Source organism: Robertmurraya sp. DFI.2.37, from assembly GCF_029211245.1.
GTDB classification, from domain to species: Bacteria; Bacillota; Bacilli; order Bacillales; family Cytobacillaceae; genus Robertmurraya; species Robertmurraya methanolica_A.
The window spans coordinates 1-24,389 of sequence record NZ_JARGEJ010000013.1 but is presented as its reverse complement, the minus strand read 5'-3'; the positions used below and the strand labels follow the sequence as shown (position 1 = coordinate 24,389).

Sequence of the window (24,389 nt, the reverse complement as noted above, 5' to 3'; positions counted from 1 at the left end):
CCTTGTCATAAAAAAGATGCCCTTATTTACGGGCATCCACTTAAATTGGCAAGCTAGCTATAATACTGTTATAGACCTTCAAGGCGATATAACAAACACCGATCATCATGGAAGACCAGACGATTACTTGAAATAAAATAACTCCTATTGTACCCATAAAAGACATGGATGAACTAATTTTGAAGACAAAATAAATGAAGTAAATAATCGTTGCTCCCAGAAAAATTACGGCAATTCCGATGAAGCTATACAAGCTTAATAAAGATAGCGCCCCTCCTATAAAGTAGATGCTTGAGCCACTTCGAATCTGTTTTAAGCTGTCACCCTCTGATTCTTTAGAGAAAAAAAGCAAAGACAGCTCATTAATCGTATTAGCGATTAATTTAAGTGCTGCAAACACCATAAAAAACAGGACGAGCAATAGTACAAGCAAAGCCAATTGAATTCCGCCATCTGAAAAGAACTCCTTCATTCCTTCATATATGCCAGCATTTTTTAACAGTTCAATGACTGTCATCTCAACGCGGATGGATAGCGATAAACTAAATAAAAGAATCGCAAGTAACGGAAAATAACTAGTAAAATATGTATTTTTCATTATATTTCTCCAAAAGTTGCTTTTTATAACTGCCTCTCTAGTATAGTTCGAACCATATCCTCTCATCAACTAGAGAATAAACTTGTTAAAAGATTTTTAGCTCATTTCGTGTAAAACCTTGGATTTACCCCTTTTAGCAATCGCTAAAAGCCCTCTAATTCCATAAAAAGATGAATGAAATGGAGTCAGAGGGAAAGTGAACCAAAGTTCAATATAATATAGCTACTTTAAAATTAATGCTCAAACGCAACTAAAGCTCAGAGCAATAACTCTGAGCTTGCTGATGTTTATAATGAACTCACTTGCATAAACCGCTTGTCATGTTCACAGCTCTTCAATACGAACATATTCTCTCGCCTTAAATACCTCGTATTTTTTTGGCATGCTAAATGGGTTGGAAATAGTAATTTCAACCACTTCATCGTCCCCATCAGCCAATTCTGGGTCAAAAAATTCCCGCGCATTTTGATGATCCCATAACCAAGCTAAGGAAAACAAAAGGAGAAAGATTGAAATGGATGCGATAATTTTCCTTTTCATGACACACACCCCCGTCTATAAGTAGTGTGCGAAAAAAAATAAAGTTTTATACATCCAAAGTAAAGTACATAAACATGCTTGTATAGAAAACAATAGCAAAATTTGTCCAAAACAAAAAATTTTACTCGAAAATTTACGCATTTCTTCCTATTTATAATAATTAAGATGTTCCTTTTGCCACAGGCTTTTAAGACATGCACCCATATACTTTTTCATGTATAATTTTATTTGTGTGATGAAAAGCAACAAGAATTATTCGATTTTATGAGAAGTCACCGCTACTAATATTAAACAAGAAGCTTCTCTTAAATATGTTTTATCGTGAAGTAATGAGAGAATAGAATTTTGCAGGCATAAATGGGGAAACATGGATAGAGGATTACCTAATTTCATCGTGTTTTTAATTTATATTGAATAATTAGTGCAATGTACGTTAGGTTTCCTTACCTCATTTATCATTTTCAAACCGATTTATTTGCCACTTCTTGAAGTGGATATGATTTTTTAAGGGGGGTTCGTTTTGTCGTTATTGCATTTAGCCATTGTTGCACCATTAATTTTCGCCATTTTGGTTCCATTTTTCTATAAAGGCTTCCGTCGAATACATACCGGATGGTTTATTTTACCATTACCTATTCTCTTATTTGTTTACTTCTTTTCCTTTATTTCCACTACTAAGAGTAAAGAAGTGGTTATGAAAACCTTGGATTGGATTCCGTCACTCGGAATCAATTTCACAGCAAAAGTAGATGGTCTCGGGCTGTTATTTGCCTTATTAATTACTGGTATTGGCGCTCTTGTTATCCTCTACTCTATTTATTATTTATCAAAGGATAAAGAAAAGCTGCATAATTTCTATGTGTATTTGCTACTCTTTATGGGTGCTATGCTCGGAGTAGTTTTATCGGATAATTTGATTGTTATGTATGCTTTTTGGGAATTAACAAGCTTTTCATCCTTTTTATTAATTGGATATTGGTACCATCGCGAAAAGTCCCGTTATGGCGCTCAAAAATCGATGCTAATTACCGTTTTTGGCGGCCTATCCATGCTTGGAGGTATTATCCTGCTATACCTCATGACGGGAAGCTTTAGCATTACAGAAATCATTACACAAGCAGATGTCATTGTAACAAGTCCATTATTTATACCAGCCTTAATTTGTGTATTGCTTGGAGCATTTACGAAATCTGCCCAATTCCCATTCCATATTTGGCTACCAGACGCAATGGAAGCACCAACTCCAGTCAGTGCTTATTTGCACTCGGCAACGATGGTGAAAGCAGGGATCTATTTAGTAGCAAGACTAACTCCTGTATTTGCCGTTGACGGTTTATGGTTGTGGTTAGTTGCAAGCTTTGGGATTTTCACACTGTTCTGGGGTTCATTCTCAGCAGTAAAGCAAACGGACCTGAAAGGTATTCTTGCCTTTTCTACCGTGAGTCAGCTAGGTTTAATTATGTCTCTGCTTGGTGTTGGAGCAGCATCCCTTCATTACGATGGATTGGATGATAATATTTATGTTGTCGCAACGACGGCAGCTATCTTTCATTTGATTAACCATGCCACCTTCAAAGGAAGCTTGTTCATGGTTGTTGGAATCATTGACCATGAAACGGGCACAAGAGATATACGCAAACTTGGTGGATTGCTCAATTTTATGCCGATCACTTTTACCTTAGCGATGATCGGGGCATTTTCCATGGCTGGACTACCACCGTTTAACGGATTCCTAAGTAAAGAAATGTTCTTTACAGGCATGCTTCGTGTCCTTGAAATGGATTTCTTTAGTTTTGATTCCTTTGCGATTCTGTTCCCAATACTCGCTTGGGTAGCAAGCGTATTTACATTTATCTATAGTATGATTCTTGTTTTCAAAACCTTTACAGGAAAATATCAACCAGAAAAATTGGAAAAGAAACCACATGAAGCACCTTTAGGTATGCTGATTTCACCAATCATCCTTGCTTCTTTAGTGATCATTATTTTCTTCTTTCCAAATTCTCTGTTATCAGACAATCTTATTTCGCCGGCGCTTGCCTCCATACTTCCTAGCTTAGTAACAGAAGAAACAGGATTTATGGTTCATATTTATCAATGGCATGGATTTAACCCTGAATTATTTATGACATTGGGAGTCATTGCTGTTGGGATACTTCTTTATTTAACACTTCCAAAGTGGAGAAGAGTATATGATCTATTCCCTGAAAAACTTACGCTAAATCGTTTCTATGATGGAGCAGTCGAGAGAGCACAAACTGGTTCTTTCAAATTCACAAAATCATTTATGAATGGTTCCATCCGTTCTTACTTAGTCTATATTTTCACATTCTTTATCGTGATTTTAGCTACTTCACTTTTTTATAAGAACGCCTTAAAGGTAGATACAAGTGAGCTTGCCACAATTGGTATTTACGAGGTATTGCTAGCCCTGCTCATAGTGATTGCAGCAGTTAGCATCTTGTTTGCGAAAACAAGATTGTCACAAATCATTTTACTTGGTGCCGTAGGTTATACCGTTTCACTCTTCTACGTTTTATTTAGAGCACCAGACTTAGCTTTAACACAATTGGTCATCGAAACAGTTTCAGTTGCTCTGTTTTTAGTATGTTTCTATCACTTGCCAAAACTGCGCAAGGAAGAGAACCGTGTTCGCTTTAAGCTTACAAACGCTGTTGTTTCCGTTGGAGTCGGTATTGTCGTTACGTTAATTGCCCTATCAGCACATAGCAACAAATTTTTCTCATCAATTTCACAATACTATATTGAAAATACGTATGAAAAAGCCGCTGGTAAAAATATGGTAAACGTAATTCTCGTTGACTTCCGTGGCTTTGATACTTTATTTGAAATTGCTGTTCTGGCCATTGCAGCATTAGGAATTTTTGGAATGATTAAGCTTAGACTGGCAAGGAGGGAAGAGGAATGAGATCTCGTAATAATGTAATTCTCGAAACAACAATTCGACTCGTACTGTTTATCATTATCCTCTTCTCTGTTTACATCTTTTTCGCGGGGCATTATTACCCTGGTGGTGGATTTATCGGCGGCTTAATGACGGCAGGTGCCATCGTGCTTCTCCTCATTGCATACGATATCAAAACGGTTTCGATTATTTTGCCGTTTAACTACCGAATTATGACAGGATTGGGGTTGCTATTTGCAATCGGAACAAGTGCAGGTGCAATATTTTTTGATGTACCGTTTTTAACTCATGCATTTGGTCATATTGATTTACCGATTCTAGGAGATATTTCACTTCATACCGCTACGATTTTTGATTTAGGCGTTTATCTAGTAGTTGTGGGAGTTACAATGACCATTATTCAAACGATAGGAGAGGATGAATAGTGGAGATACTTATGTCGATCGTAATTGGCATTCTCTTTATGGTTGCCACGTATTTAATGCTTTCAAAAAGCTTATTGCGCATCATCGTTGGGACCGGGCTTCTTAGCCACGGTGCTCATCTTTTACTTTTAACAATGAGCGGGTTAAAAAGAGGGGCACCTCCGCTTTTAGGAGAAAATGCAGAGAACTACGCAGACCCGTTGCCTCAGGCACTAATCTTAACGGCTATTGTTATTAGCTTTGGGGTTACAGCATTTTTCCTAGTACTAGCATACAGGGCATATAAAGAGCTAGGTACTGATAATATTGAACAGATGAGAGGAACAAAAGGAAATGAATAATTTAATCATCTTGCCTATACTAATCCCATTTTTAACGGCAGCCGTTTTAATATTCTTTCACAAGAAAATTAAGATACAGAGATGGATTTCTGCCCTGTCCTCTATTGTAACGATCATCGCTGCCTTAGCTTTAGTGCATAATGTGCACACTAACGGGATTCAATCACTAAATATTGCAAGCTGGGAAGCCCCCTTTGGAATCACTCTTGTTTCCGACATGTTCTCGGCTTTGCTTGTATTAACAACAAGCATCGTGGCATTTACATGTTTAATTTTTTCCTTTAAATCAATTGGAAAAGAACGAGAAAATTTCTATTACTACCCTGTGTTCAACTTTTTAATTGTCGGGGTAAATGGTGCATTTACAACAGGAGATATTTTCAACCTATTTGTATTTTTTGAAGTGATGCTCATGTCCTCCTATGTCCTATTGGTGCTAGGTGGAACAAAGATTCAGCTGCGAGAATCGGTTAAATATTTGCTCGTCAACATCATTTCTTCAGCTCTCTTTGTTATCTCTGTTGCTTATCTATATTCAATGGTTGGTACTTTAAATATGGCCCATATTTCAGAGCGAGTAGCTGAAATTGGACAACCAGCGATTCTATCTGTTATTGCTGTCTTGTTCTTAGTCGTATTTGGTTTAAAAGGAGCTATTTTCCCACTATATTTCTGGATGCCAGGCTCTTACTATGCACCACCTGCACCTGTTCTAGCATTGTTCGGAGCTTTATTAACAAAAGTGGGAGTATACTCCATAACGAGAACATTTACATTGTTCTTCTACCATGATGTCGGCTTTACCCATCAACTCCTTCAAATTTTAGCGATCTTGACCATTATTATTGGAGTCATTGGGGCAATTGCCTATTGGGATGTAAAAAAAATCATCATCTATAACATCATTGTTGCCGTCGGTGTCATTTTATACGGAATTTCCGTCATGAATATTGATGCCTTCACTGGTTCGATTTACTATTTAATTCACGACATGATTATTAAAGCTGGGTTATTCCTTCTAGCAGGGATTATCATAGCCATTACTGGAACAAGCAATCTTCGCCATATGAGCGGGTTAATCAAGCGTTATCCAGGACTTGGTTGGACGTTCTTTATCGCAGCACTGTCTCTGGCTGGAATTCCACCATTAAGTGGATTCATCGGAAAAGTTTTGATCGTCCAAGGTGGATTTGAAGGAGAAAGTTATTTCGGAGCCGCAGTTGTTTTACTCTCAAGCTTACTTGTCTTGTTCTCGGTGATGAAAATATTTATTAACGGCTTTTGGGGAGAAGACCAGACTTATGTGAACGAAGAAAAAGCACCTGTAAAATGGCTATTAATTTCTCCAATCATACTGGTAATTCTTTCAGCAGTGTACGGTATCGGTACAGAAGCCATTTTACCGTATATTTCTCAGGCAGCAGAGACACTAGCAAATCCAAGTCTATACATTGATGCTGTCTTAAAGGAGTGATGGGAATGGCCTTTCAAATTTTACTTAATGTATTTCTTGCTTTCTTATGGATGTTTATAAAAGTCTCATTTGATCTATCCAGCTTTATTAAAGGTTATTTCTTTGGGCTTATCATTATTTTTGTTTTTAGACGCTTTTTCGGCTCACGCTTTTATTTAGCAAGAGTTTATGCTTTCATCAAGCTTATGCTCATCTTCTTAAAAGAGATGCTGCTATCAAATATTGCCGTGCTTAAAGTTATCTTAAAGCCAAAACTTGATATAAGCCCCGGGATTTTCGCTTATCAAACGGTTTTAACAAAAGATTGGCAAATTACACTGCTCTCCAATCTAATAACGTTGACACCTGGAACATTAGTCATTGATGTATCCGATGATAAGAAAACATTGTACATCCATGCAATGGATATCGATGATGTAGACGACGCAGTCAACAGTATTAAGAACACTTTTGAAAAAGCAATCCTGGAGGTGAGCCAGTAATGTTAGATACGGTTATCCATGTCGCGTTATTTTGTTTAGCTCTCTCCATGATTGGTCTCATCTACCGAGTCATTAAAGGGCCTTCGATTCCCGATCGAGTCATTGCTCTTGATGCCATTGGGATTAATTTAATTGCTATTATTGCACTTACCTCAATCGTTCTTAAGACAAATGCCTTCTTAGAAGTAATCCTTCTAATTGGAATCCTTGCTTTTATTGGAACGGTTGCTTTTTCAAAGTATTTAGAGAAGGGGGTTATTTTCGAACGTGAACGAGATCGCTAGTTATTTCATCGCCTTCTTTATTTTAGTTGGAGCATTTCTCAGTCTGGCTGCAACCTTTGGAGTCATCAGACTTCCAGATGTATATACTCGAAATCATGCGGCTTCTAAAGCGGCGACATTAGGAGTCATGTCAATATTATTTGGGACCTTTCTTTATTTCTACTTTTTAGAAGGACATTTTAATTCACGGCTTATACTGGGGATTGCCTTCGTATTCATGACCTCTCCAGTTGCCGGCCATCTAATTAGCCGTGCTGCTTATCATTCCGGCGTCAAAATGTCGGAACGCAGTGTCCATGACGATCTAAAAAAAGCGAAACAAATCGCCGCTTCTAAAGAAACAAATTAAATTAAAATAGATTATAAAAAGGCAAATGAAGACAGATCTCGACTGTCTCCATTTGCTTTTTTTAACCTTTCTTTCCCGGTTTAAACGCCTTGTCACGTCTTAATTGGCATACCTCTACGCTCAAACTCTCTTTCAGCCTAGTCGAGAAATAAATTTTGATAACTAAGTATCTTTTGCGCAAGATGTGCAACTGTTTGCGTTCCCTAAAACCTAATCCTTAATCTCTCAAGAATGAAATGGCTTTTTTGGACAGCAAACCTTGTTGCAAGCCTTTTTGTGACAAGAATTCAACGGTTCCCTTCAACTGGGAAATGTTCAATATTTATCCATACCTCTGTCCGCAATTGGTAGCTTATAGTAATAATAGGATAATTTTGTGGGGAGGTGTTTCTTTTGAAAAATTTAATTTCCATTATTGGAGGCGGAATTAGTGGTTTAAGCACGGCGATCGCTTTAAAAAATAAAGGGTTTACTGTGAAAATTTATGAAAAAAGCACACATTTTAGTTCGCTGGAAACAGGAATTCTATTGGGAGCCAATGCTCTACAAGCATTGCATGAATTAGGCGTCATGGCAGACATAAAAAAACACGGCTTCTCAACCGATTCTTGGACAATTTTATCAGACTCAGGAAAAGAACTCACCGAAATTTATCAGCTTTCCAAAGACTACCCCACCTATACTTTTATACATCGACAAGATTTAATTCAAATTCTGTCACAAAAAATTCAGGATGATATGATTTCCTTTAATGAAAAGCTAAGTGACTTTATGTACACTCCTTATGGAATCGATCTTTATTTCGAAAATGGTAAACAGGTTGCTACCGAATACCTTATTGCTAGTGACGGAATCAAGTCCAACATTCGCAGACTAATTCAGCCGTTGAAAAAGCTGCGCTATGCGGGCTATACATGCTGGAGGGGCATTCTTCACAATTGTCCCAATCATATTAAAAAAAGTTTTTCCGAAACTTGGGGTCCAAAAGGTCGCTTTGGGATCATACCCTTATCAGGAAATCGGCTCTATTGGTATGCTTTAAAAAACTGTCCACCACATGATCCGGAGCTCTCATCTTGGACGACTAAGGAACTATTGTATAATTTTTTATACTATCATGATCCGATTCCTCAATTAATTGATAAAACTTTAGACTGTCATGTCATCCAACACGACATTTACGACCTTGACCCTTTACACCAATTTACATACGATCGTATCATCCTTACAGGTGATGCGGCCCATGCGACTACACCAAACTTAGGTCAAGGAGCCTGTCAGGCTATTGAAGATGCCTATTTTTTAAGCAAAAGTTTAAAGAGTGAGAATGAGTTACATCTAGCTTTTAAAAAGTTTGAAGAGCTGCGAATTGAAAGAACGCGGAAAATTACTCAAGACTCCCGCATCTTTGGAAAAGTAGCACAAATCGACATTCCCTTTCTTTGTTCTATCCGTAATAAAATGCTAAGCATCACACCCGCTGCCATCCATGAACATAAATTACGAAACGTCTTTTCATTAGAGGAAAATAGAGGGTAAAAACGAATTCGTTTTTACCTTCTTTTTATAACAGCCATGGTGCATCTAGAAACACAGATTAACCGCTCTTCTTCGTCTGTAATCTTAATATCCCAAACCATCGTTGTTTTCCCTTTATGCAAGACAGTCCCTGTAGCTGTGACAATACCATCTTTTTTTCCTCTGACATGATTGGCATTTATTTCGAGTCCCACGACCACTTCACTCGTCTTGTCGACGAGCTCAAAGGCTCCAACAGAGGCAACCGTTTCTGCTAATGCTACTGAAGCTCCACCATGGAGCAACCCCCACGGCTGGCGCGTTCGCTCGTCTACAGGCATTGTCGCAACGACCAACCCTTTTTCAACTTTAATCACTTCAATTCCAAGAGCATGAATAAGTGTTTTTGTTAGATCCATACTTTTCCCTCCCCTATGAATTCGAATAATGGCCCATCGAACGTTGTTATTATGTGATTGAATTAATCTTTTGTTTTCTTTTTCTTTTGATCAGTTTCAAAATAAAATAGCTTGCAATAAGAACCGCGGCTATAAAAAGGATCTCTGTCTCCATCTGAAAAATTCTTTCCTTGTGGTCCCCAAACCAGTAGCCTAAACTAAACATAATGACAAGCCAAGCAAACGCTCCTGAATAGGCAAAGAGCAAAAAGGTTTTAAATGGTAGTTTACTAACGCCATATAAAAACGGAACAAAATTTCTTAAACCGGGGATGAAATAACTAAAGGTTAAGGAGTATGAATGGTATTTATTCATCACATTAAGAGATCTTTCTATCACTTTAGAAAAGCGCTTTCTTTTTTGTAGGAAAGGCAACATTGGTCTGCCGACAAATCGACCTAGTAAATAGGCCGTCGTTAAAGCCGCTACAATTCCCCCATAGGTCACAAAAAAGGTAACAATTGGATTTAATACGACTTGCGAAGCAGCAATTCCAATTGTCATCACAATAAGTTCGTTTGGCAATGGCGCGCCAAATACCCCTAACCAAAGCCATAGAAAAAGCCCTAAATATCCGCTACTTTCAATGAGGTCCAATATAAAATCAAGTTCCATATTTTGCACGCCTCTTTCTCAATGCCAAATAGGACATTCATCTCTTCCCAATATCTTCAGGCTTTTATTTTATACATATGCTCTTCATCAAATTATACCAATTCTTCATATAAACGTCTGTAATTTTGCCCAGTATTCGATTCAGGTAAAATACGCATGGAGTACAGGTAATGAAATATGCATGCACTATCCTCCCCTAACATATATATAACTAAAAAGGAAAGGGGATGAGTTCGATGTACCCGTATTATCATTCCGCCTTCTATTCACAAGCATACTCTCCTCCCCCTTATTATTACGGACAATATTCAGCACCGATTCGATTTATACCATATATAAAGAGCAGGCAATTTCCTACCGTAAACCCTGATATCTTTATGCATTCTGCTCAGCATATGCAGACCTTGATGAAAGACGCCAGCCTTATATTAGCTAAAATGGCAAATTCCCATCAATTCGCATTTGATTTGATGACTGCCGCTCAAAGCTCTAATAAAACGAAAGTAAACGAAATGTTAAAGGAGACTGGAATTCAATCATCACCTTCTGTGTCCTATTCTCCTGACGGATTGAAGCTTGATTTTAAAACAGCTGTTGATCATGTTGATTGCTGCCACCTTAACCTTTCTTTGAAGTGGATGTAGTTTTTTATCAATAAAACTTTACTCTATGTCGGTGTTGATTTTTGGCTTATGGAATCAGATGATCTTTCAGCAGTGAAAAAAGCGTATGAAAACTTGATTTCAAACGAAATGAGTCAAAAGTCGGTTCATCAACAATATTGTTTAACAAAGCTATCAATTAAGAAAAACGTTGAAAAATTCACGGATGTACCGGCATCTATTCGTGAACAGGGCGAATCACTACTAATTTTGTGACCCACAAACTTTCCAACAGAGGAGCTTTTTATCAACTGTAATAAGAACAACCAAAAAATCGTGTATACTACACGACTTAAACGAAGATGCATTCCGGAAAAATCGTGATTAATTCCGGAATTTTTCTGCTTAATTCCGGAAAAAGCAGATATATTTCCGGAAAAATTGCATTAATTCCAGAATTTCACCCTACAATTCCGGAAACATAAGAAAAACCGGGCAAAAATCTCCCGGTCCTTTCTATAAAAAAGGGCCCTCTTTTTCAAAAGAGAGCTTTTATTCTTTCAGACCCTATTCAATCTTAATAAATCGGTGGTCCACCATAAAACCCACCATAGCCTCCATAGCCTCCATAGCCTCCAAAACCACCATAACCATATGGCACAGGGGCAACTGGAACAGGATATGGTCTCGGACGAGGATAGAAGGCTCCACCAATCAGTCCTCCCGCCAATCCTCCTAACAACCCTCCAACAAATGGTGCCCCAAAAAAGAAAAAGCGCTGATCGTTTGCGACTGGATTTCTATAATAATGATACATTCGACTCCCTCCTTCTATTACAACTTCCCTACACTATTTCATATGCAAATATCCCCTATTAAGAGTGGGCTTTACGTCTACTTCACCTAACGTTTACCTACAAAAGTTGAATATAAATAGGATGAACACTGTAGTTTTCAGATAAAGTCGGGTGTTAAATATTTTGAAATGAAATAGATAAATAAAATAAAGCTTAAGCAAGATTCAGCTTTTTGATACGCTACGTTCAATCAAATAAAAAAGCAAGTGAGCTTCACTTGCTTGAAAGATACAATTTTTTCCATTTTTATAATATCATCGCTGCTACCCAACCAAAAAGAATTAAAGGGAGATTATAATGCACAAAAGTAGGAACACAAGTATCCCAAATATGATTATGCCCACCATCTACATTTAGTCCAGCTGTAGGTCCTAATGTGCTATCTGATGCAGGTGAACCGGCATCGCCCAAAGCCGCCGCTGTTCCAACTAGAGCTATCGTCGCCATTGGACTAAACCCTAACTCGAGCGCAAGCGGAACAAAAATAGTAGCAATGATCGGAATCGTTGAAAAGGATGAACCGATCCCCATCGTAACAAGCAATCCAACGACTAGCATTAAAAGTGCCGCTAGTGCCTGGCTCCCGCCAATTAATTGGGCAGCTTGTTGCACCAAAGTAGCAACATGTCCCGTTTCCTTTAGCACGTCGGCAAAGCCAAAGGCCGAAAGCATCACAAAGCCGATAAAGGCCATCATTTTCATTCCCTCTGTTAAAAGGTGATCCGCTTCCTTCCATTTCATGGAACCACTTATATATAAAATGAGAATTCCTGCTAATGCACCAAAGATCATTGAATCGAGAAATAACTGAACGACTAAAGCTCCTACGATGGAAATTAGCGCAAACACAATCCCGCTTTTTGAGTAAAAACCTTTTGTAGTTGCTTCCATCTCTTTTGTTTCATACACTCTTTCTTTACGATATGAAATAAATACAGCGAAAAGCAAACCGGCAACAAGTCCAGCTGTCGGTATTAGCATAGCAACAGGAATATCACGTAAATTGACCACCATACCACTATCTTCCATATTCGTTGCAATGATATCCTGAAATATTTTTCCGAAACCAATTGGAAGTAAAATATATGGAGCGGTTAAACCAAAGGTTAAAACCGAAGCAATTAATCTTCTATCTATTTTTAATTCATTCATTAATTTTAGAAGAGACGGGATAAGGATTGGAATAAAAGCGATATGAATAGGAACTAGGTTTTGTGATAAACAGGCCAGCACTAAAATCGAAAACACAATCAGCGCTTTGGAATATTTTTTCCCAGAATCTCCGCCATTTTTGATGATTCCTAGTACCCCATCCACCAATAAATTAGGAAGTCCTGTGCTCGATAGGGCCACCGCAAAACCACCTAATAACGCATAGCTTAGTGCAACCTCTGCACTTCCCCCAAGTCCACCGGAGAACACCTCTATCGTTTCATTTAAAGTCAGCCCTCCCGTTAGCCCACCAACGAGTGCGCCAATAATAAGCGCTAAGACGACATTGACCCTTATTAAACTTAAAATTAACATGACGAAAACTGCGACCACTACCGCATTCATTACATGTTCTCCTCTCGGTGCTTTAGTTTGCTAAATTGGTAGAGAATTAAAATATATGTATTAAAATAGCATAGTAGATTATAGGTGTCAAATTTTTTTACAATACTTTTTTGTAAAAAAATTGCCAAGCCTTTTCTCACACTTCATACGTATTGCTCCTACACAGGTGAAATCAATGATATGTTCATCGCCGTACAATCTTTGATCGAGCGAAGGAAGGAGAGTTTTGCCGCTTAACACTAAGTATTGATATATTCATTAGTAAAATAGCAAAAATTTCCTAACCACAAAAAAGCTGTAGACAATCTCGATTTTTTCGAGTGTCTACAGCTTGAAAACAAGAGAAAATTTCCTGCCGTATTTTGTTTAATTTTTTTCGAATCTTTCAACAAGAAGTGCTAGCGTACGTACCATCACACCTGTAGCTCCTGCCGGTCCTACATCAGATGGGTTTCTTGTTGTCGCCGTTCCAGCAATATCTAAATGGACCCAAGGTGTTCCTTCAGCAAATTCACCAACAAAAGCACCGCCCATGATTGCATGCCCTTCACGTCCCGGTGAATTATTTAAATCGGCGATCTTACTACTGCGAACCCTCTCAATATCTCTAGCAAATAACGGTAAGCGCCAGATCGGTTCTCCGGCTTCGTATGACGCTTCAAGCACTTGCTCAAACCAATCTTCATCATTCGTCAATGCACCTGTTGTATCCACACCTAAAGCGACAATAACGCCACCTGTTAATGTTGCCACATCGACTAAATAATCGGCTCCGTGATGCTTTGCATAAGTGACAGCATCAGCAAGAACAAGTCGGCCTTCAGCATCTGTGTTTAATACCTCAATCGTTTTTCCGCTCATTGAGGTAATCACATCATCTGGCTTAAAAGCTGTGCCGCTGATCATATTGTCAGTGGATGGAATAACCGCAACGACGTTTTGTTCAGGACGCAATTCTCCGATAATTTCCATCGCACCTAAAACAGCAGCCGCTCCACCCATATCTGATTTCATTCCAACAATGCCATCCTTCGGTTTGATCGAGTAGCCGCCAGTATCGAATGTTATCCCTTTTCCCACAAGGCCGATCACATCTGACCACTCATCCTTGCCTTGATACTTTAAAACAATCATTTTAGGCGGTTCATCAGAGCCTTGATTAACTGCTAAAAGAGCTCCCATTCCAAGCTTTAGCATATCCTCTTTTTCTAATATCTCTACTTCGAAATTATATTTTTCGCCAAGCTCTTTAGCGTAATTAGCCATATCGGTTGCTGTCAATAAATTCCCCGGCGTATTTACCAATGTGCGCGCTGAATTGGTGCCTTTCCCGTACACATAGCCAACCGTTGCAGCTGCCTTCATTTCATCAGCATCGTCCTCAGTTAAGATAATGACTTTCTCTATTTCTTTCTTCGGTTCATTCGACTTCTGTTTATACCCTTCGAACTCATAGGTTGCTAACGGTAATGCCTCGCTTAAAACATGGACAGCATCTACAGATTCGATCGCTTCTGTAACAAATGTATCAAGATAAATCGCCGCCTCAGTCAATTTCGAAGCTTGGATTTCCTTAAATGCTTTTCCAAACGCCTCTCGCAGCAATTCCAATGTTAGTTCTTTCTCTTTACCTAACCCGACGAAGATTAATCTCTTTGCACCAATTTTGCCAAATGTATGTATCTTTGAAATGCTTTTCTTTTTCGCTGATATGTCGCCACTCTTCACAAGCTCTGTTAATTGTCCCGTGAAAAACTCGTCTAACCTAGACAACGAGCCAGAAAATTTTTCAGGTTTATCTAAAACTCCTATTACTAGACACTCAAATGAATCTTGAAATTGTATTTCATTTTTTACCTCAAACATGTGGTCACCTCCAAGAATATGTATTCATTATAATCGATATCACCTTTTCTTTCGACTGAAGCATGTTGGCGTATTGTTATTCATCTTCCTCCAAATACAACAGAAGCTTTGGCAACACAGGTAAGGAATCGACATGAGAAAATGAAACTCGATCGATATGTTGTGGTATAATAATGAGGCACTCCTCTATAAATTGATATACTTTTTCAAGATCAAGGCCCCAATATTTTGGACGATAACGCTGTAAATATTCATGAGCAGCCGTCATCATTAAGCGAGCACCTTTGACATTTCCATACTCATAATGATAAATGGCGACGCTCATTTGTAATAATCCTTTTAAGAATAAATTTGATTTCTCTGTCATCCACATTTCTTCGAGCAAATCATGACAGGTGTAATAATCACCTTCGTTAAAGTGCACAAAAAACTGATAATACTCAAGTGGATAATCTTTCAACATACATACTCCTCTCGTTTTATAGCTTACAAAAAATTGTATGGAGAAGACTTATAATAGTAAACAATAGACCTTATTACGATCAACAAAGGTGGTTACAGCATGGAGCTATTTGTCAATTTCTCATTTTGGGCTGCATTAGCAGCAATCCTATTCGCACAATTTGTCAAAGTGCCAATTCATTTTGCTGTCACAAAAAAATTAGACTGGTCTTTGCTGACAAGTACTGGTGGTATGCCTAGCTCCCACTCCGCAGCCGTTACTGCATTATCTACTGGAGTGGCACTTGAAGCAGGAATGCAATCTTCCGTATTTGCTGTTTCAGCCATTTTTGCCATTATCACAATGTTCGATGCAACAGGTGTACGCAGACAAGCTGGAGAACAAGCGATCGTGCTAAACCAGCTCGTTGCTGATTTTAACAGATTTATTGAGGAAGCCAAAGATTGGCCTCATAAGCCCGATCAAGAGAAACGTAAAGAACTAAAAGAATTACTTGGGCATAAACCAATTGAAGTCTTTTTTGGAGGATTAACAGGAATCATCCTTACATTAATTTTACACTACTTAGTCCATCTTTGATGACAAAATAACTCAAGAAAAAAACCCCCAGGAATCATCACCACTTTAACAGATGGTGATTCCTGGGGGTTCACTATATTTTGATTCTTTTTCGACTTCACGTGCCTGCCCTCATTTATTGACTTTTTGATTGGTTAAATTGTTGACGAAATACTTGCATCGACTCATTTTCATTTAATGCTCTTAATTCTTCCTCCGTCAATTTTCCCTTTCCTTTTTCGATCACATAAACTTCAACCTTCTTTTTCCCCCACTCACGGTAAACATCTTCTACCGTTTCGTAGTACAAATCCACCTTGTTTCCCTTTATGGCTCCTCCTTTATCGGCAACAACCCCATAGCCGTATCCAGGAATAAAAAGAATTGTACCAATTGGAAACACATTTAAATCAGCAGCAACTGTCGAATATAAATCACGAGTTACTTTTACGCCAGAATACGTAATTCCAAACTGGGGATGATCGGGGCCTTTTCCTGTCGATTCGTATCCGGCTGTGTATCCAGTAGCTACTACTTCTGTACTTGGATACTGAGTCCAATCGATTGCTTCCTCTAGTGTTGGCACTGTCCCTGCTACCTTTTCACTCGATGAGATTTTTAAATCAAGATTGGTTACTCTTTTAAGAAATTTAAATGCAACCTCCATTGGCTTTAATTTATGTTCTGTATGAGAGCTTGTTTCTTCATAATGCTCGTCTTCACTATTGAAATATGTTGGTAAAGCTCTAGCTTCGACTCCAGAAATTCCCTGATATGTTGTCAATATTGCTGCACAAAATAAGATTGTCATCAGACTTCTTCTTGTCCATTTTTTAAAATGTAACATTCTATTTTTTCACTCCTCCCAAATCTATTCATTTCCCAAGTTGGAATGAATTATTCATGAGAAAGAGTGATTCTTGTTAAAATATTAGAATATTCAATTTATGTTACTCTTATATTCCATTATCTGAGCCACTTTTTGCTCATCCAATGATGTCGAACAGCGTACTCTTTTAGCTGAACCGTTGTTGCATTTCATTCCTTCTTTATTCCAGTCCGAATAAAAGGGGGATTTCGACTGAACCAACTAAACGAAAAGGCTCCTGTCCGAATAAGAAACCTATTCGGTCTAAACGGACTAAGCGAGATAGGTCCTTAAAAAAACAACACAAAAAAAAGACCTCTCTTTAAAAGAGAAGGTCCCTTTTCTCGACTTTTCGGTAAAACATCAAGTTATTATCTCCAATAAGAGCTGTCACCATTATTTACCGAACCTTTGATACATTTCAATCATTTCTTTAACTAATTCAGAAATCGTTTCAGTACTCATTAATTGGTCTTCAGCATGCATAAAAAGCATAGAAAACTCAACCTTGTTTCCTGCAGCTTCTCTTTGAATTAAGGAAGTGTGAATTTTATGTCCTTCAACTAAATATTTTTTTGATTCCACTAATTTTTCTTCAGCTAGAACAAAATCCCCTTCCTTCGCTGCATAAAGAGCTTCCATGGCAATACTTTTTGCTGAACCGACATTACTAATAATCTGGAAAGCAATCATTTCTAACGTTTCATCGACCATTTTCTTGACACACCCTTCAAGTTGCAATGTAAAAGCGATAGATTACTCTAATATCTTAAAGTCAGGTACAAACCCTAGGGTCATGTTCACTCGACGGATTTTCAAAATTTTAGCTTGTAAACGAATATCAATAGTTCTTTATTTTTTGAAAACGGTTAAACTTTCCCATAAAAAAATCGTCTCATTTATTTTTTATTAAATTCAGTGCTTCCTCTAGAACCTTTTCACCGTTCATCATCCCATAATATTGCATATTAATTGAATCAACTGGGATATTTTTATCCTGAAGCTTTTTTTCAAATTGAGCTTTCATATAACGGACTTGTGGTCCTAATAATAAAACATCCACGTCTTTCTTAGCTAAATTCTCATCAACTTCGGAAGCTGAAACAGCAAAGATATCTGCTTCAATATTTTGAGACTCTGCCGCCTTTTGCATTTTTGTTACTAACAGACTTGTACTCATTCCCGCTGAACAAACCAACATAATCGTTTTCATTGTTTCTCTCCTCCTATCGATCTTACTTAGCTTAAATTCCCGCCATTCTCCTTTAACTAGAAGCATTGATAATATTGTTGCACAAACGTTTTTTGGCTGTGTGAAGACTTTGTTTCAGACATCGATTAGTTATGCAGAAATGAGCCATAAAACAGCAGCCTCATTATAAAAGCTATAAAAATATCCATTCACGTCCCGGTGCTCTCTTTTACATGGGTAGCTTCTATTTGGTTAAGCATTTCTTTAAATCTTCTTTTTTTTAACGGAGACCAGATGATGCCGATAAGGACATCATTTAATTTCTGAAGATAGCCAAAAGACTCCATTTTTTCAATATAGTGCAATTCGCAACTACCATTCTCTAAAGGACGAAGCTTATAGGTGACTAAAAAATCTTGCTTATTACTCGTTGTACGATACTGATAAAATTCATTTTTCATAATTTCTTCGATCCGAATGGTAGCCTTTGCATGCTTTGAAAATGTCTTTTCGTATTCGAACCCTTGTAATTGTTTTTCCGATAATTTTTTCCCCGTTTGAGAATGGATATCTGATAAAACCGATTTTAAAATCGTCTCATAAAGAAACTCTACTGGTACATTCATTTTTTTCACTAATTCCATCAGATTCACCTAATCTTTTTGAGTATTATTTCTCTTCTTTCCCTTTACAGCCATAATTGCACCGACTATTACTAAAACGAGTGCAGTAGTTAAATTAAAAATTTCATACTCCCCCGTTTTAGCATTTGCACTAAATAAAAATAGGAGGCAACCGATACTAAGAAGAAATAGCCCTCTTTTCGCCACGTTAATCATCCTTTTTATAAAATCGCAGTTTTTCATAGCAATACTTCTCTAGCATTTTCTTCTGCAATCTTCATTTATTCATTTATGAACACTGACATTTCTTTGTTCCATTATAATACAAAATGAACATTTTTTTACGAAAGAGGAGAAGAACGGAAATAAAGCACTGAGCCCCAAGGTTGTTTTTTAATAACCGACTTCGCAACACTTGCTGCCTTTTCCAAATCTTCTATGTTTGTGGAAAAATATAGGTTGATCCCCTTTTTTTCATTAAAGGTAAATTGAATCCCATCCTCGTTATAATTGTTTAATAGTTCAATAATTTTTTCTTGATGTACACCTGTACTGATTTCAATCATTTTTCTATTCCTTTCCTCATTGATGAAAAGAGGGATGCCACTTCATTATGGAAGCAGCCCCTCACTATTATTTTTTCACTTTTATACAGATTTGTTATCATGTCCCAAATCTGTCACAATTTTATCATCTTGTCCTGCATCAGGAGCCATCTTGTTTGCTGCAATGACAAATGGGATCCAAATGGCAAATGATACGAGCATCGCAACCAATGTAACAATTGGAGCACGCCAGTCTGCCCCTGTGGCCAAGAAAGACAGTAAGAATGGCGGAGTAACCCATACCACTTGTTGAGATACCGGATTAACCAGTCCCCACAATGTTGCAAAGTACCCAATTGAAACCGACACAACTGGTGTAAGTAAGAATGGAATGAACATTAACGGATTCAATACAATTGGCAATCCAAACATGATTGGCTCATTAATGTTGAAAATTCCTGGTCCGACAGATAAATTAGCAACGGTTCGATAATCCTTCCGTTTCGAGAAAAGAAGAAGTGCGATAATTAAAACAATCGTTCCGCCTGAACCGCCATACCAGGCGTAAGCGTCAAAGGAGCCGCGAACCCACATATATCCTTCAGAAAGTACTAAATCAACTCCTCCTTGTTGGAATAAGTTTACATTCTCCAATTGAGCTACACCGAAAACTCCCTCTAAAATTGGCGCAAGCACATTCGGTCCATGGATTCCGAAGAACCAGAACAATTGCACGAATAGGGCAACAAGGACAACGGCTCCAAAGCCTTGAGATAATCCAAGTAGCGGTTGTGCAACTGTTTTTTGCAGCCATTGTAAAAACGTCATATCCGGTACGATCTTGGAGAATACAAAATAGAAAATAGCAACAACATACAAAGCTACAGTTGCCGGAATGATCGAGGCAAAGGCTTTCGAAATAGCCGGTGGAACAGAATCCGGCAACTTAATGGTAATATCCTTTAACATCAATTTCACATAGATCATCGTAGCGATAAAGCCAATAATCATCGCCGTAAAGAAAAAATTGGCATCCAAATTATTCAATGGAAGCCAGCCCCATCCTGCCGCAGTTATCCCTTCAGTAGTCGCAGACCAGCCTGCTGCGTTTATTGCTTCCACAGTGGCCGCGTCTAAATTCAAACCGGTAATTCCACCGGAGAAGGAAAAGGTAATCCCAGCAATGGAAGCGGCTGTAGAAACGATTCCTCCGGATAATTCATTGACCCCATAAGCTTTGGCAATGTTGTATCCCCATGAAAACACAAAGATCAAACCGGCAATCGCAAGTGTTCCATTCCAGACATAACCATTAACCGCAATAATTTCTCTAATGACTGGTATACTGTTCCCATCATAACCGTCGAAGAATTGTGGAGGCAAATCTCTTAAAAGAGCGTTAAGCATTACTGCAACAGAACCAGCCATCGTGGCTGGGAGCGTTCCAATAAAGGCATCCCTCAAAGCAATAAGATGCTTCTGTCCCCCAATTTTGCCGGCAAGTGGTAGAAAATATTTTTCCAACCATGCTATCAAAAATTGCATTAAAATACCTCCCTATAAGGAATTTTTAAAAATCAGGTTCACTCCATATACGGTGTAAAAGCAGAGATGTTCATTTACATAATGCTTATTTTATGATTCATCGCATCTCCCCCTTCAAGTTGCCAAAAGGCCCTTAATCAGTTCAAATGTACGAAATCCAATAATTAAACCGCTTACAAAAATCTTTGAAAGGAAACCCTTCATAAGTGAAGGATTGGAAAGTCTATAAAGCTTGGAATTATATAATCTTTTTTTCTATTGAAATTGTGGTAAAAAAGGCTTGTGGGCATCCAATAGTTCATCAAGGAGCACTTTTGCCATTTTTTCGTCTGAAACTAATGGATTCATCACTAACGCAACATACGCTTCATGATAATCGCCTGACAAAGCTGCGCAAATCACCTGTTCTTCAAAAGCTTTCATATGATGGATAATCCCTTTAATAGCAGGGGGCAAAGTTCCAATTGCAAGAGGTTTAGGACCCTCTCTAGTGATGACACTATTTACTTCTATTACTGCATCAGGCGGTAACTCTGGTATGGATCCCTGATTGAACGTATTCACAGTCTGAACGTCACCTCGATTGTTGTAAATGGATTCCATTAAGCTACATGCCACATCGCTATAAAAAGCACCGCCTCTTTTTTCAAGCTCCTTCGGCTTATCCCGTAAGTTTGGATCACTATATAAATTCAACAGCGATTCTTCTAGCTTTTGCACTGTTTCTGCTCTTGTTCCATGTTCTTTAAATGCGTTTATATCCTTTTCTAAAACCTCTTTTGTTTGAAAATAATATTGATGATAAGGATTTGGAAGCATCTTTAATGATTCGATAAATGTTTTAGTCCAACCAAGATTGACAATATTCGCTGGAGAATAACCAAAATCAGCATGGCAAATTTTCTTCAACATCTCTTCTGTCCGATCAATTCCTTCTACAAGGACTTTTTTTCCAAACACAAAATGATTCATGCCCACAAATTCGATTTGAACGTCTTGTGGTGAGGAGTCCAAAATTTCCGCTGTTGAATGCCGCATATTATACGGGATATTACAAACCCCAATAACCTTCTTATGAGGAGAATGCTTTAACAAAGCTTCTGTTACAATTCCGGCAGGGTTTGTAAAATTAATGATCCAAGCTTCTGGACAAATGGTATGGACATTTTGCGCAAGCTCCATTAAGACTGGAATTGTACGGAATGCTTTAAATATGCCTCCTGCTCCATTTGTTTCTTGTCCGATAAAGCCATGACTTAAGGGAATTCGTTCGTCCTTCGCTCTCGCCTCCAATCCACCTACACGGATTTGAGTTGAGACAAAATCGGCATTTTCAAGCGCTTCTTTTTGATTTAATGTCCATGACAATTGAATCGGTTTAGCCGACTTCTCAATCATTCTCAATGCTAAATTCCCGACGACCTCAAGTTTTTTCTTTCCCGTTTCTATATCAACTAGAACGATTTCGCTAACAGGAAATGTTTCATGACGGCGGATAATCCCTTCTATTATTTCTGGTGTATAGCTCGAACCTCCACCAACAACCACTAATTTTAGAGACATAATGACGAGCTCCTTATCTGTAATTGACTTAATTTAATGTTGAGTGAATTTTTAGACATATGACCTTTACAAAAATATATCATACAATATAAAATTTGTATATAACCTATTTCTAAAAAATAAAATTTGTTATATCTTATCACATATTGTCGTTACATATAAACATAAAAAGAGGCGATAAAAAAGCTTATTTGCGTAATAATGATATTCATACAAATAATACAAATTTAAAATTTGTATTAACAATTGCGAACAATTGTATTATCTTGTAAACTCAAACCATAGAATACTTGAAGGGGTTTACCATATGGATAAAAATCAGTCATTACACGCCTACATAAAAGATGAACTGCTTGATCGAATAAAATCGGAAAAATATAAGAAGGGAGAACAAATCCCTACAGAACTTGAATTGTGCGAAGAATTTAACGTGAGTAGAACCACTGTACGAACTGCCCTTAATCAACTGACATTAGAAGGCTATCTAGAACGACATCAAGGAAAAGGTACCTATGTTGCTGATCAAAAAGTTAGTCAAACATTGTCACATACCTTTAAAAAATACAAAGATCAAGTCGCTGTACAAGGAAAGAAAGCTGAAATCACACTCGTTACTATCAATGTAATACCGGCAAATGAGTTACTTTTGAACAAGTTGGAGATAGAACTAAATGATCCGATTCAGCGAATTGAAAGAGTGAGGAAGGTTGATGGAGAACCAACACAGTTTGAAATTGCCTATATTCCATGGACGGTAGCACCAGGAATCACGAAAGAGCATGCTGAAACTTCGTTATATGGCGCTTTTAAAGATGTATTCGGCGTTCACATTGCAAAAACAACAGAGCAAATGGAAATCACACTTGCCGACGAACGAACTTGTGCTCATTTAAAATGCCAGCCTGATTCTCCGTGTTTTTACATTGAAACCATTGCAGAAAATGAAAAAGGCGAGAAAGTTGAATATTCACGCTCCTATTTTCGAGGAGATAAAACAAACTTTGTGATTGAGCGTTTCTACCCTCAAGATTAAATTATCTTTTAGCCTTTGTTCTATGTTGGTATTAATTTTTGGTTCATTTCCTCTCTGCCCTTTCAGTTATACGAAAAGGGCATGTGAAACCAAGCTAGACACGAAATGAGCCAAAAATCGTTTGTTCAAATTTGGTTCCACAAAAATGGGGGGATTATAAATGAGAGTATTATTTAATGCAGACGATTTTGGTTTAACAAAAGGAATCAATGACGGCATCATCAAAAGCCATATAGATGGTGTTGTCGATTCCGCGACGTTAATGATGAATGGCTTGGCAGTTGAGCATGCCGTTCTTGCTGCGAAAAAAACTCCTTCTTTGAAGGTAGGAATCCACCTTGTACTCACTTGGGGAAAGCCATTAAGTACAGAGGTTCCTGACTTAATAAACAAAGATGGATTTTTCAAATATCGTAATACGTATGCACATTCTGAGGCACCGAATGTAGAACAAGTTGAGCTTGAATGGAGAACGCAGATTGAAGCATTTTTAAACACAGGACTTGAGCTTCATCACATCGATAGTCACCATCATATCCACAGCTGGGAACCACTTAAGGATGTTGTCGTTAAACTCGCAAATGAGTTCCAGGTACCAGTTAGAAAAGTTGACACTTTATCTGACCATAAGGAAATCCTTTTAACAAATGAACTGTACTTAGATTTTTATGGTCCTGGAGTCTCTAAAGATATTTTTGAACGACTCAAAGAAAGTAAGAGCGATTCAATTGAAGTCATGTGTCATCCAGGGTATGTCGATAACGATTTACATACGGTTAGTTCGTATTGTAATTTACGAGAAAAAGAGCTGGAGGTTCTTTGTAGCCTACAGCGACCGGAGTGGGCAAAAAAGGAATAGAAAGTCTCTCTTAATGCAATTGCTTGTTTCATAAAGTCTGAACCTATAAATGAGTATATCTTGGACCGTTTACTTGAGAATTGTTTATTGATCAGTAGATAAAAAATATATATTTAATCAAATAAGTACCACCCGTGAGAACGGGTGGTTTTCTCTGCGGCTGAAAGCCTTTGTTACTGACCAAACCCTAAAGGGCTACTGAAAGGTTCGCCAATTGTACTACTTCTACTGGCCAGACCTCAAAGGC

29 protein-coding genes are annotated in these 24,389 nt (G+C 37.9%); 13 read left to right on the top strand and 16 right to left on the bottom strand.

The annotated features are described in order from the left end of the window. Positions 1–40 precede the first annotated feature (40 nt). Together PZE06_RS09335 and PZE06_RS09330 are read right to left on the bottom strand one after the other, a co-directional pair. Entirely contained in the window at positions 41–598 is a 558-nt protein-coding gene (locus tag PZE06_RS09335; protein WP_150915424.1) for a DUF5366 family protein, read from the bottom strand. A gap of 324 nt (positions 599–922) precedes the next feature. Continuing rightward, complete coding sequence (locus PZE06_RS09330) at positions 923–1,138, bottom strand: hypothetical protein (protein WP_150915423.1); 216 nt, start codon at positions 1,136–1,138, stop codon at positions 923–925. A 520-nt stretch (positions 1,139–1,658) separates the two neighbouring features. On the opposite strand from PZE06_RS09330, the gene PZE06_RS09325 reads away from it, so the two are divergent. From PZE06_RS09325 to PZE06_RS09290, 8 genes are all read left to right on the top strand, one after another. After that, on the top strand, positions 1,659–4,067 hold the full coding sequence (locus PZE06_RS09325; RefSeq protein ID WP_150915422.1) for a Na+/H+ antiporter subunit A: 2,409 nt from the start codon (positions 1,659–1,661) through the stop codon (positions 4,065–4,067). Continuing rightward, a complete protein-coding gene (locus tag PZE06_RS09320; protein ID WP_150915421.1) occupies positions 4,064–4,489 on the top strand; it encodes a Na(+)/H(+) antiporter subunit B in 426 nt (141 codons plus the stop codon). The genes PZE06_RS09325 and PZE06_RS09320 overlap by 4 nt, the downstream gene beginning before the upstream one ends. Then, positions 4,489–4,830: a Na(+)/H(+) antiporter subunit C gene (locus PZE06_RS09315; protein ID WP_150915420.1), complete on the top strand. Its 342-nt coding sequence runs from the start codon at positions 4,489–4,491 to the stop codon at positions 4,828–4,830. Before PZE06_RS09320 ends, PZE06_RS09315 begins: the two co-directional genes overlap by 1 nt. Next, the gene (locus PZE06_RS09310) at positions 4,823–6,304 is read left to right on the top strand and encodes a Na+/H+ antiporter subunit D (protein WP_150915419.1); all 1,482 of its coding nucleotides are present in this window, start codon (positions 4,823–4,825) and stop codon (positions 6,302–6,304) included. The genes PZE06_RS09315 and PZE06_RS09310 overlap by 8 nt, the downstream gene beginning before the upstream one ends. Before the next feature lie 5 nt (positions 6,305–6,309). Continuing rightward, positions 6,310–6,786 carry a Na+/H+ antiporter subunit E gene (locus tag PZE06_RS09305; RefSeq protein WP_150915418.1) on the top strand — a complete coding sequence of 159 codons (477 nt, stop codon included), beginning with the start codon at positions 6,310–6,312 and terminating at the stop codon, positions 6,784–6,786. Further along, positions 6,786–7,070, top strand: coding sequence for a Na(+)/H(+) antiporter subunit F1 (locus PZE06_RS09300; protein ID WP_150915417.1), 285 nt, complete (start codon positions 6,786–6,788; stop codon positions 7,068–7,070). The genes PZE06_RS09305 and PZE06_RS09300 overlap by 1 nt, the downstream gene beginning before the upstream one ends. Then, the gene (mnhG, locus tag PZE06_RS09295) at positions 7,054–7,419 is read left to right on the top strand and encodes a monovalent cation/H(+) antiporter subunit G (protein ID WP_150915416.1); all 366 of its coding nucleotides are present in this window, start codon (positions 7,054–7,056) and stop codon (positions 7,417–7,419) included. The genes PZE06_RS09300 and mnhG overlap by 17 nt, the downstream gene beginning before the upstream one ends. Positions 7,420–7,812: 393 nt before the next feature. Beyond that, the gene (locus tag PZE06_RS09290; protein WP_150915415.1) at positions 7,813–8,958 is read left to right on the top strand and encodes an FAD-dependent monooxygenase; all 1,146 of its coding nucleotides are present in this window, start codon (positions 7,813–7,815) and stop codon (positions 8,956–8,958) included. Between the two features lie 14 nt (positions 8,959–8,972). Here PZE06_RS09290 and PZE06_RS09285 read toward each other — a convergent pair whose 3' ends face one another. Beyond that, complete coding sequence (locus PZE06_RS09285; protein ID WP_150915414.1) at positions 8,973–9,356, bottom strand: PaaI family thioesterase; 384 nt, start codon at positions 9,354–9,356, stop codon at positions 8,973–8,975. A gap of 49 nt (positions 9,357–9,405) precedes the next feature. Beyond that, positions 9,406–10,011, bottom strand: coding sequence for a DedA family protein (locus tag PZE06_RS09280; RefSeq protein WP_150915413.1), 606 nt, complete (start codon positions 10,009–10,011; stop codon positions 9,406–9,408). A 236-nt stretch (positions 10,012–10,247) separates the two neighbouring features. On the opposite strand from PZE06_RS09280, the gene PZE06_RS09275 reads away from it, so the two are divergent. Both PZE06_RS09275 and PZE06_RS09270 read left to right on the top strand, forming a co-directional pair. Continuing rightward, complete coding sequence (locus PZE06_RS09275) at positions 10,248–10,655, top strand: YuzC family spore coat inner layer protein (RefSeq protein WP_150915412.1); 408 nt, start codon at positions 10,248–10,250, stop codon at positions 10,653–10,655. A 48-nt stretch (positions 10,656–10,703) separates the two neighbouring features. Continuing rightward, the gene (locus tag PZE06_RS09270; protein WP_150915411.1) at positions 10,704–10,889 is read left to right on the top strand and encodes a hypothetical protein; all 186 of its coding nucleotides are present in this window, start codon (positions 10,704–10,706) and stop codon (positions 10,887–10,889) included. Positions 10,890–11,190: 301 nt separating this feature from the next. Here the strand turns inward: PZE06_RS09270 and PZE06_RS09265 are convergent, their stop codons facing one another. From PZE06_RS09265 to PZE06_RS09250, 4 genes are all read right to left on the bottom strand, one after another. Next, a complete protein-coding gene (locus PZE06_RS09265) occupies positions 11,191–11,430 on the bottom strand; it encodes a hypothetical protein (RefSeq protein WP_150915410.1) in 240 nt (79 codons plus the stop codon). Between the two features lie 286 nt (positions 11,431–11,716). Continuing rightward, positions 11,717–13,027 (bottom strand): Na+/H+ antiporter family protein, encoded by a 1,311-nt coding sequence (locus PZE06_RS09260; protein WP_150915409.1) that lies wholly within the window; start codon positions 13,025–13,027, stop codon positions 11,717–11,719. Positions 13,028–13,393: 366 nt separating this feature from the next. Continuing rightward, positions 13,394–14,893, bottom strand: coding sequence for a leucyl aminopeptidase (locus PZE06_RS09255; protein ID WP_150915408.1), 1,500 nt, complete (start codon positions 14,891–14,893; stop codon positions 13,394–13,396). Between the two features lie 76 nt (positions 14,894–14,969). Then, positions 14,970–15,353: a DUF309 domain-containing protein gene (locus PZE06_RS09250; RefSeq protein ID WP_150915489.1), complete on the bottom strand. Its 384-nt coding sequence runs from the start codon at positions 15,351–15,353 to the stop codon at positions 14,970–14,972. 102 nt (positions 15,354–15,455) lie between these two features. On the opposite strand from PZE06_RS09250, the gene PZE06_RS09245 reads away from it, so the two are divergent. Further along, positions 15,456–15,935 carry a divergent PAP2 family protein gene (locus PZE06_RS09245; RefSeq protein ID WP_150915407.1) on the top strand — a complete coding sequence of 160 codons (480 nt, stop codon included), beginning with the start codon at positions 15,456–15,458 and terminating at the stop codon, positions 15,933–15,935. 115 nt (positions 15,936–16,050) lie between these two features. Here the strand turns inward: PZE06_RS09245 and PZE06_RS09240 are convergent, their stop codons facing one another. From PZE06_RS09240 to PZE06_RS09205, 8 genes are all read right to left on the bottom strand, one after another. Continuing rightward, the gene (locus PZE06_RS09240; RefSeq protein ID WP_150915406.1) at positions 16,051–16,761 is read right to left on the bottom strand and encodes a 3D domain-containing protein; all 711 of its coding nucleotides are present in this window, start codon (positions 16,759–16,761) and stop codon (positions 16,051–16,053) included. A gap of 417 nt (positions 16,762–17,178) precedes the next feature. Beyond that, a complete protein-coding gene (locus tag PZE06_RS09235) occupies positions 17,179–17,496 on the bottom strand; it encodes a PTS sugar transporter subunit IIA (RefSeq protein WP_150915405.1) in 318 nt (105 codons plus the stop codon). A 181-nt stretch (positions 17,497–17,677) separates the two neighbouring features. Beyond that, on the bottom strand, positions 17,678–17,995 hold the full coding sequence (locus PZE06_RS09230; protein ID WP_150915404.1) for a PTS sugar transporter subunit IIB: 318 nt from the start codon (positions 17,993–17,995) through the stop codon (positions 17,678–17,680). Positions 17,996–18,183: 188 nt separating this feature from the next. After that, positions 18,184–18,618 carry a DUF3284 domain-containing protein gene (locus tag PZE06_RS09225; protein ID WP_150915403.1) on the bottom strand — a complete coding sequence of 145 codons (435 nt, stop codon included), beginning with the start codon at positions 18,616–18,618 and terminating at the stop codon, positions 18,184–18,186. A 9-nt stretch (positions 18,619–18,627) separates the two neighbouring features. After that, positions 18,628–18,804, bottom strand: a complete 177-nt coding sequence (locus PZE06_RS09220; RefSeq protein WP_191963201.1) for a DUF3188 domain-containing protein — start codon at positions 18,802–18,804, stop codon at positions 18,628–18,630. 134 nt (positions 18,805–18,938) lie between these two features. Beyond that, positions 18,939–19,163 carry a hypothetical protein gene (locus tag PZE06_RS09215; RefSeq protein WP_150915402.1) on the bottom strand — a complete coding sequence of 75 codons (225 nt, stop codon included), beginning with the start codon at positions 19,161–19,163 and terminating at the stop codon, positions 18,939–18,941. A gap of 81 nt (positions 19,164–19,244) precedes the next feature. After that, the gene (locus PZE06_RS09210) at positions 19,245–20,687 is read right to left on the bottom strand and encodes a PTS sugar transporter subunit IIC (RefSeq protein WP_150915401.1); all 1,443 of its coding nucleotides are present in this window, start codon (positions 20,685–20,687) and stop codon (positions 19,245–19,247) included. 255 nt (positions 20,688–20,942) lie between these two features. Continuing rightward, entirely contained in the window at positions 20,943–22,250 is a 1,308-nt protein-coding gene (locus PZE06_RS09205; RefSeq protein ID WP_150915400.1) for a 6-phospho-beta-glucosidase, read from the bottom strand. A gap of 307 nt (positions 22,251–22,557) precedes the next feature. On the opposite strand from PZE06_RS09205, the gene PZE06_RS09200 reads away from it, so the two are divergent. Both PZE06_RS09200 and chbG read left to right on the top strand, forming a co-directional pair. Continuing rightward, positions 22,558–23,283, top strand: a complete 726-nt coding sequence (locus tag PZE06_RS09200; protein ID WP_150915399.1) for a GntR family transcriptional regulator — start codon at positions 22,558–22,560, stop codon at positions 23,281–23,283. 160 nt (positions 23,284–23,443) lie between these two features. Further along, the gene (chbG, locus tag PZE06_RS09195) at positions 23,444–24,142 is read left to right on the top strand and encodes a chitin disaccharide deacetylase (protein ID WP_150915398.1); all 699 of its coding nucleotides are present in this window, start codon (positions 23,444–23,446) and stop codon (positions 24,140–24,142) included. Positions 24,143–24,389: the final 247 nt, after the last annotated feature.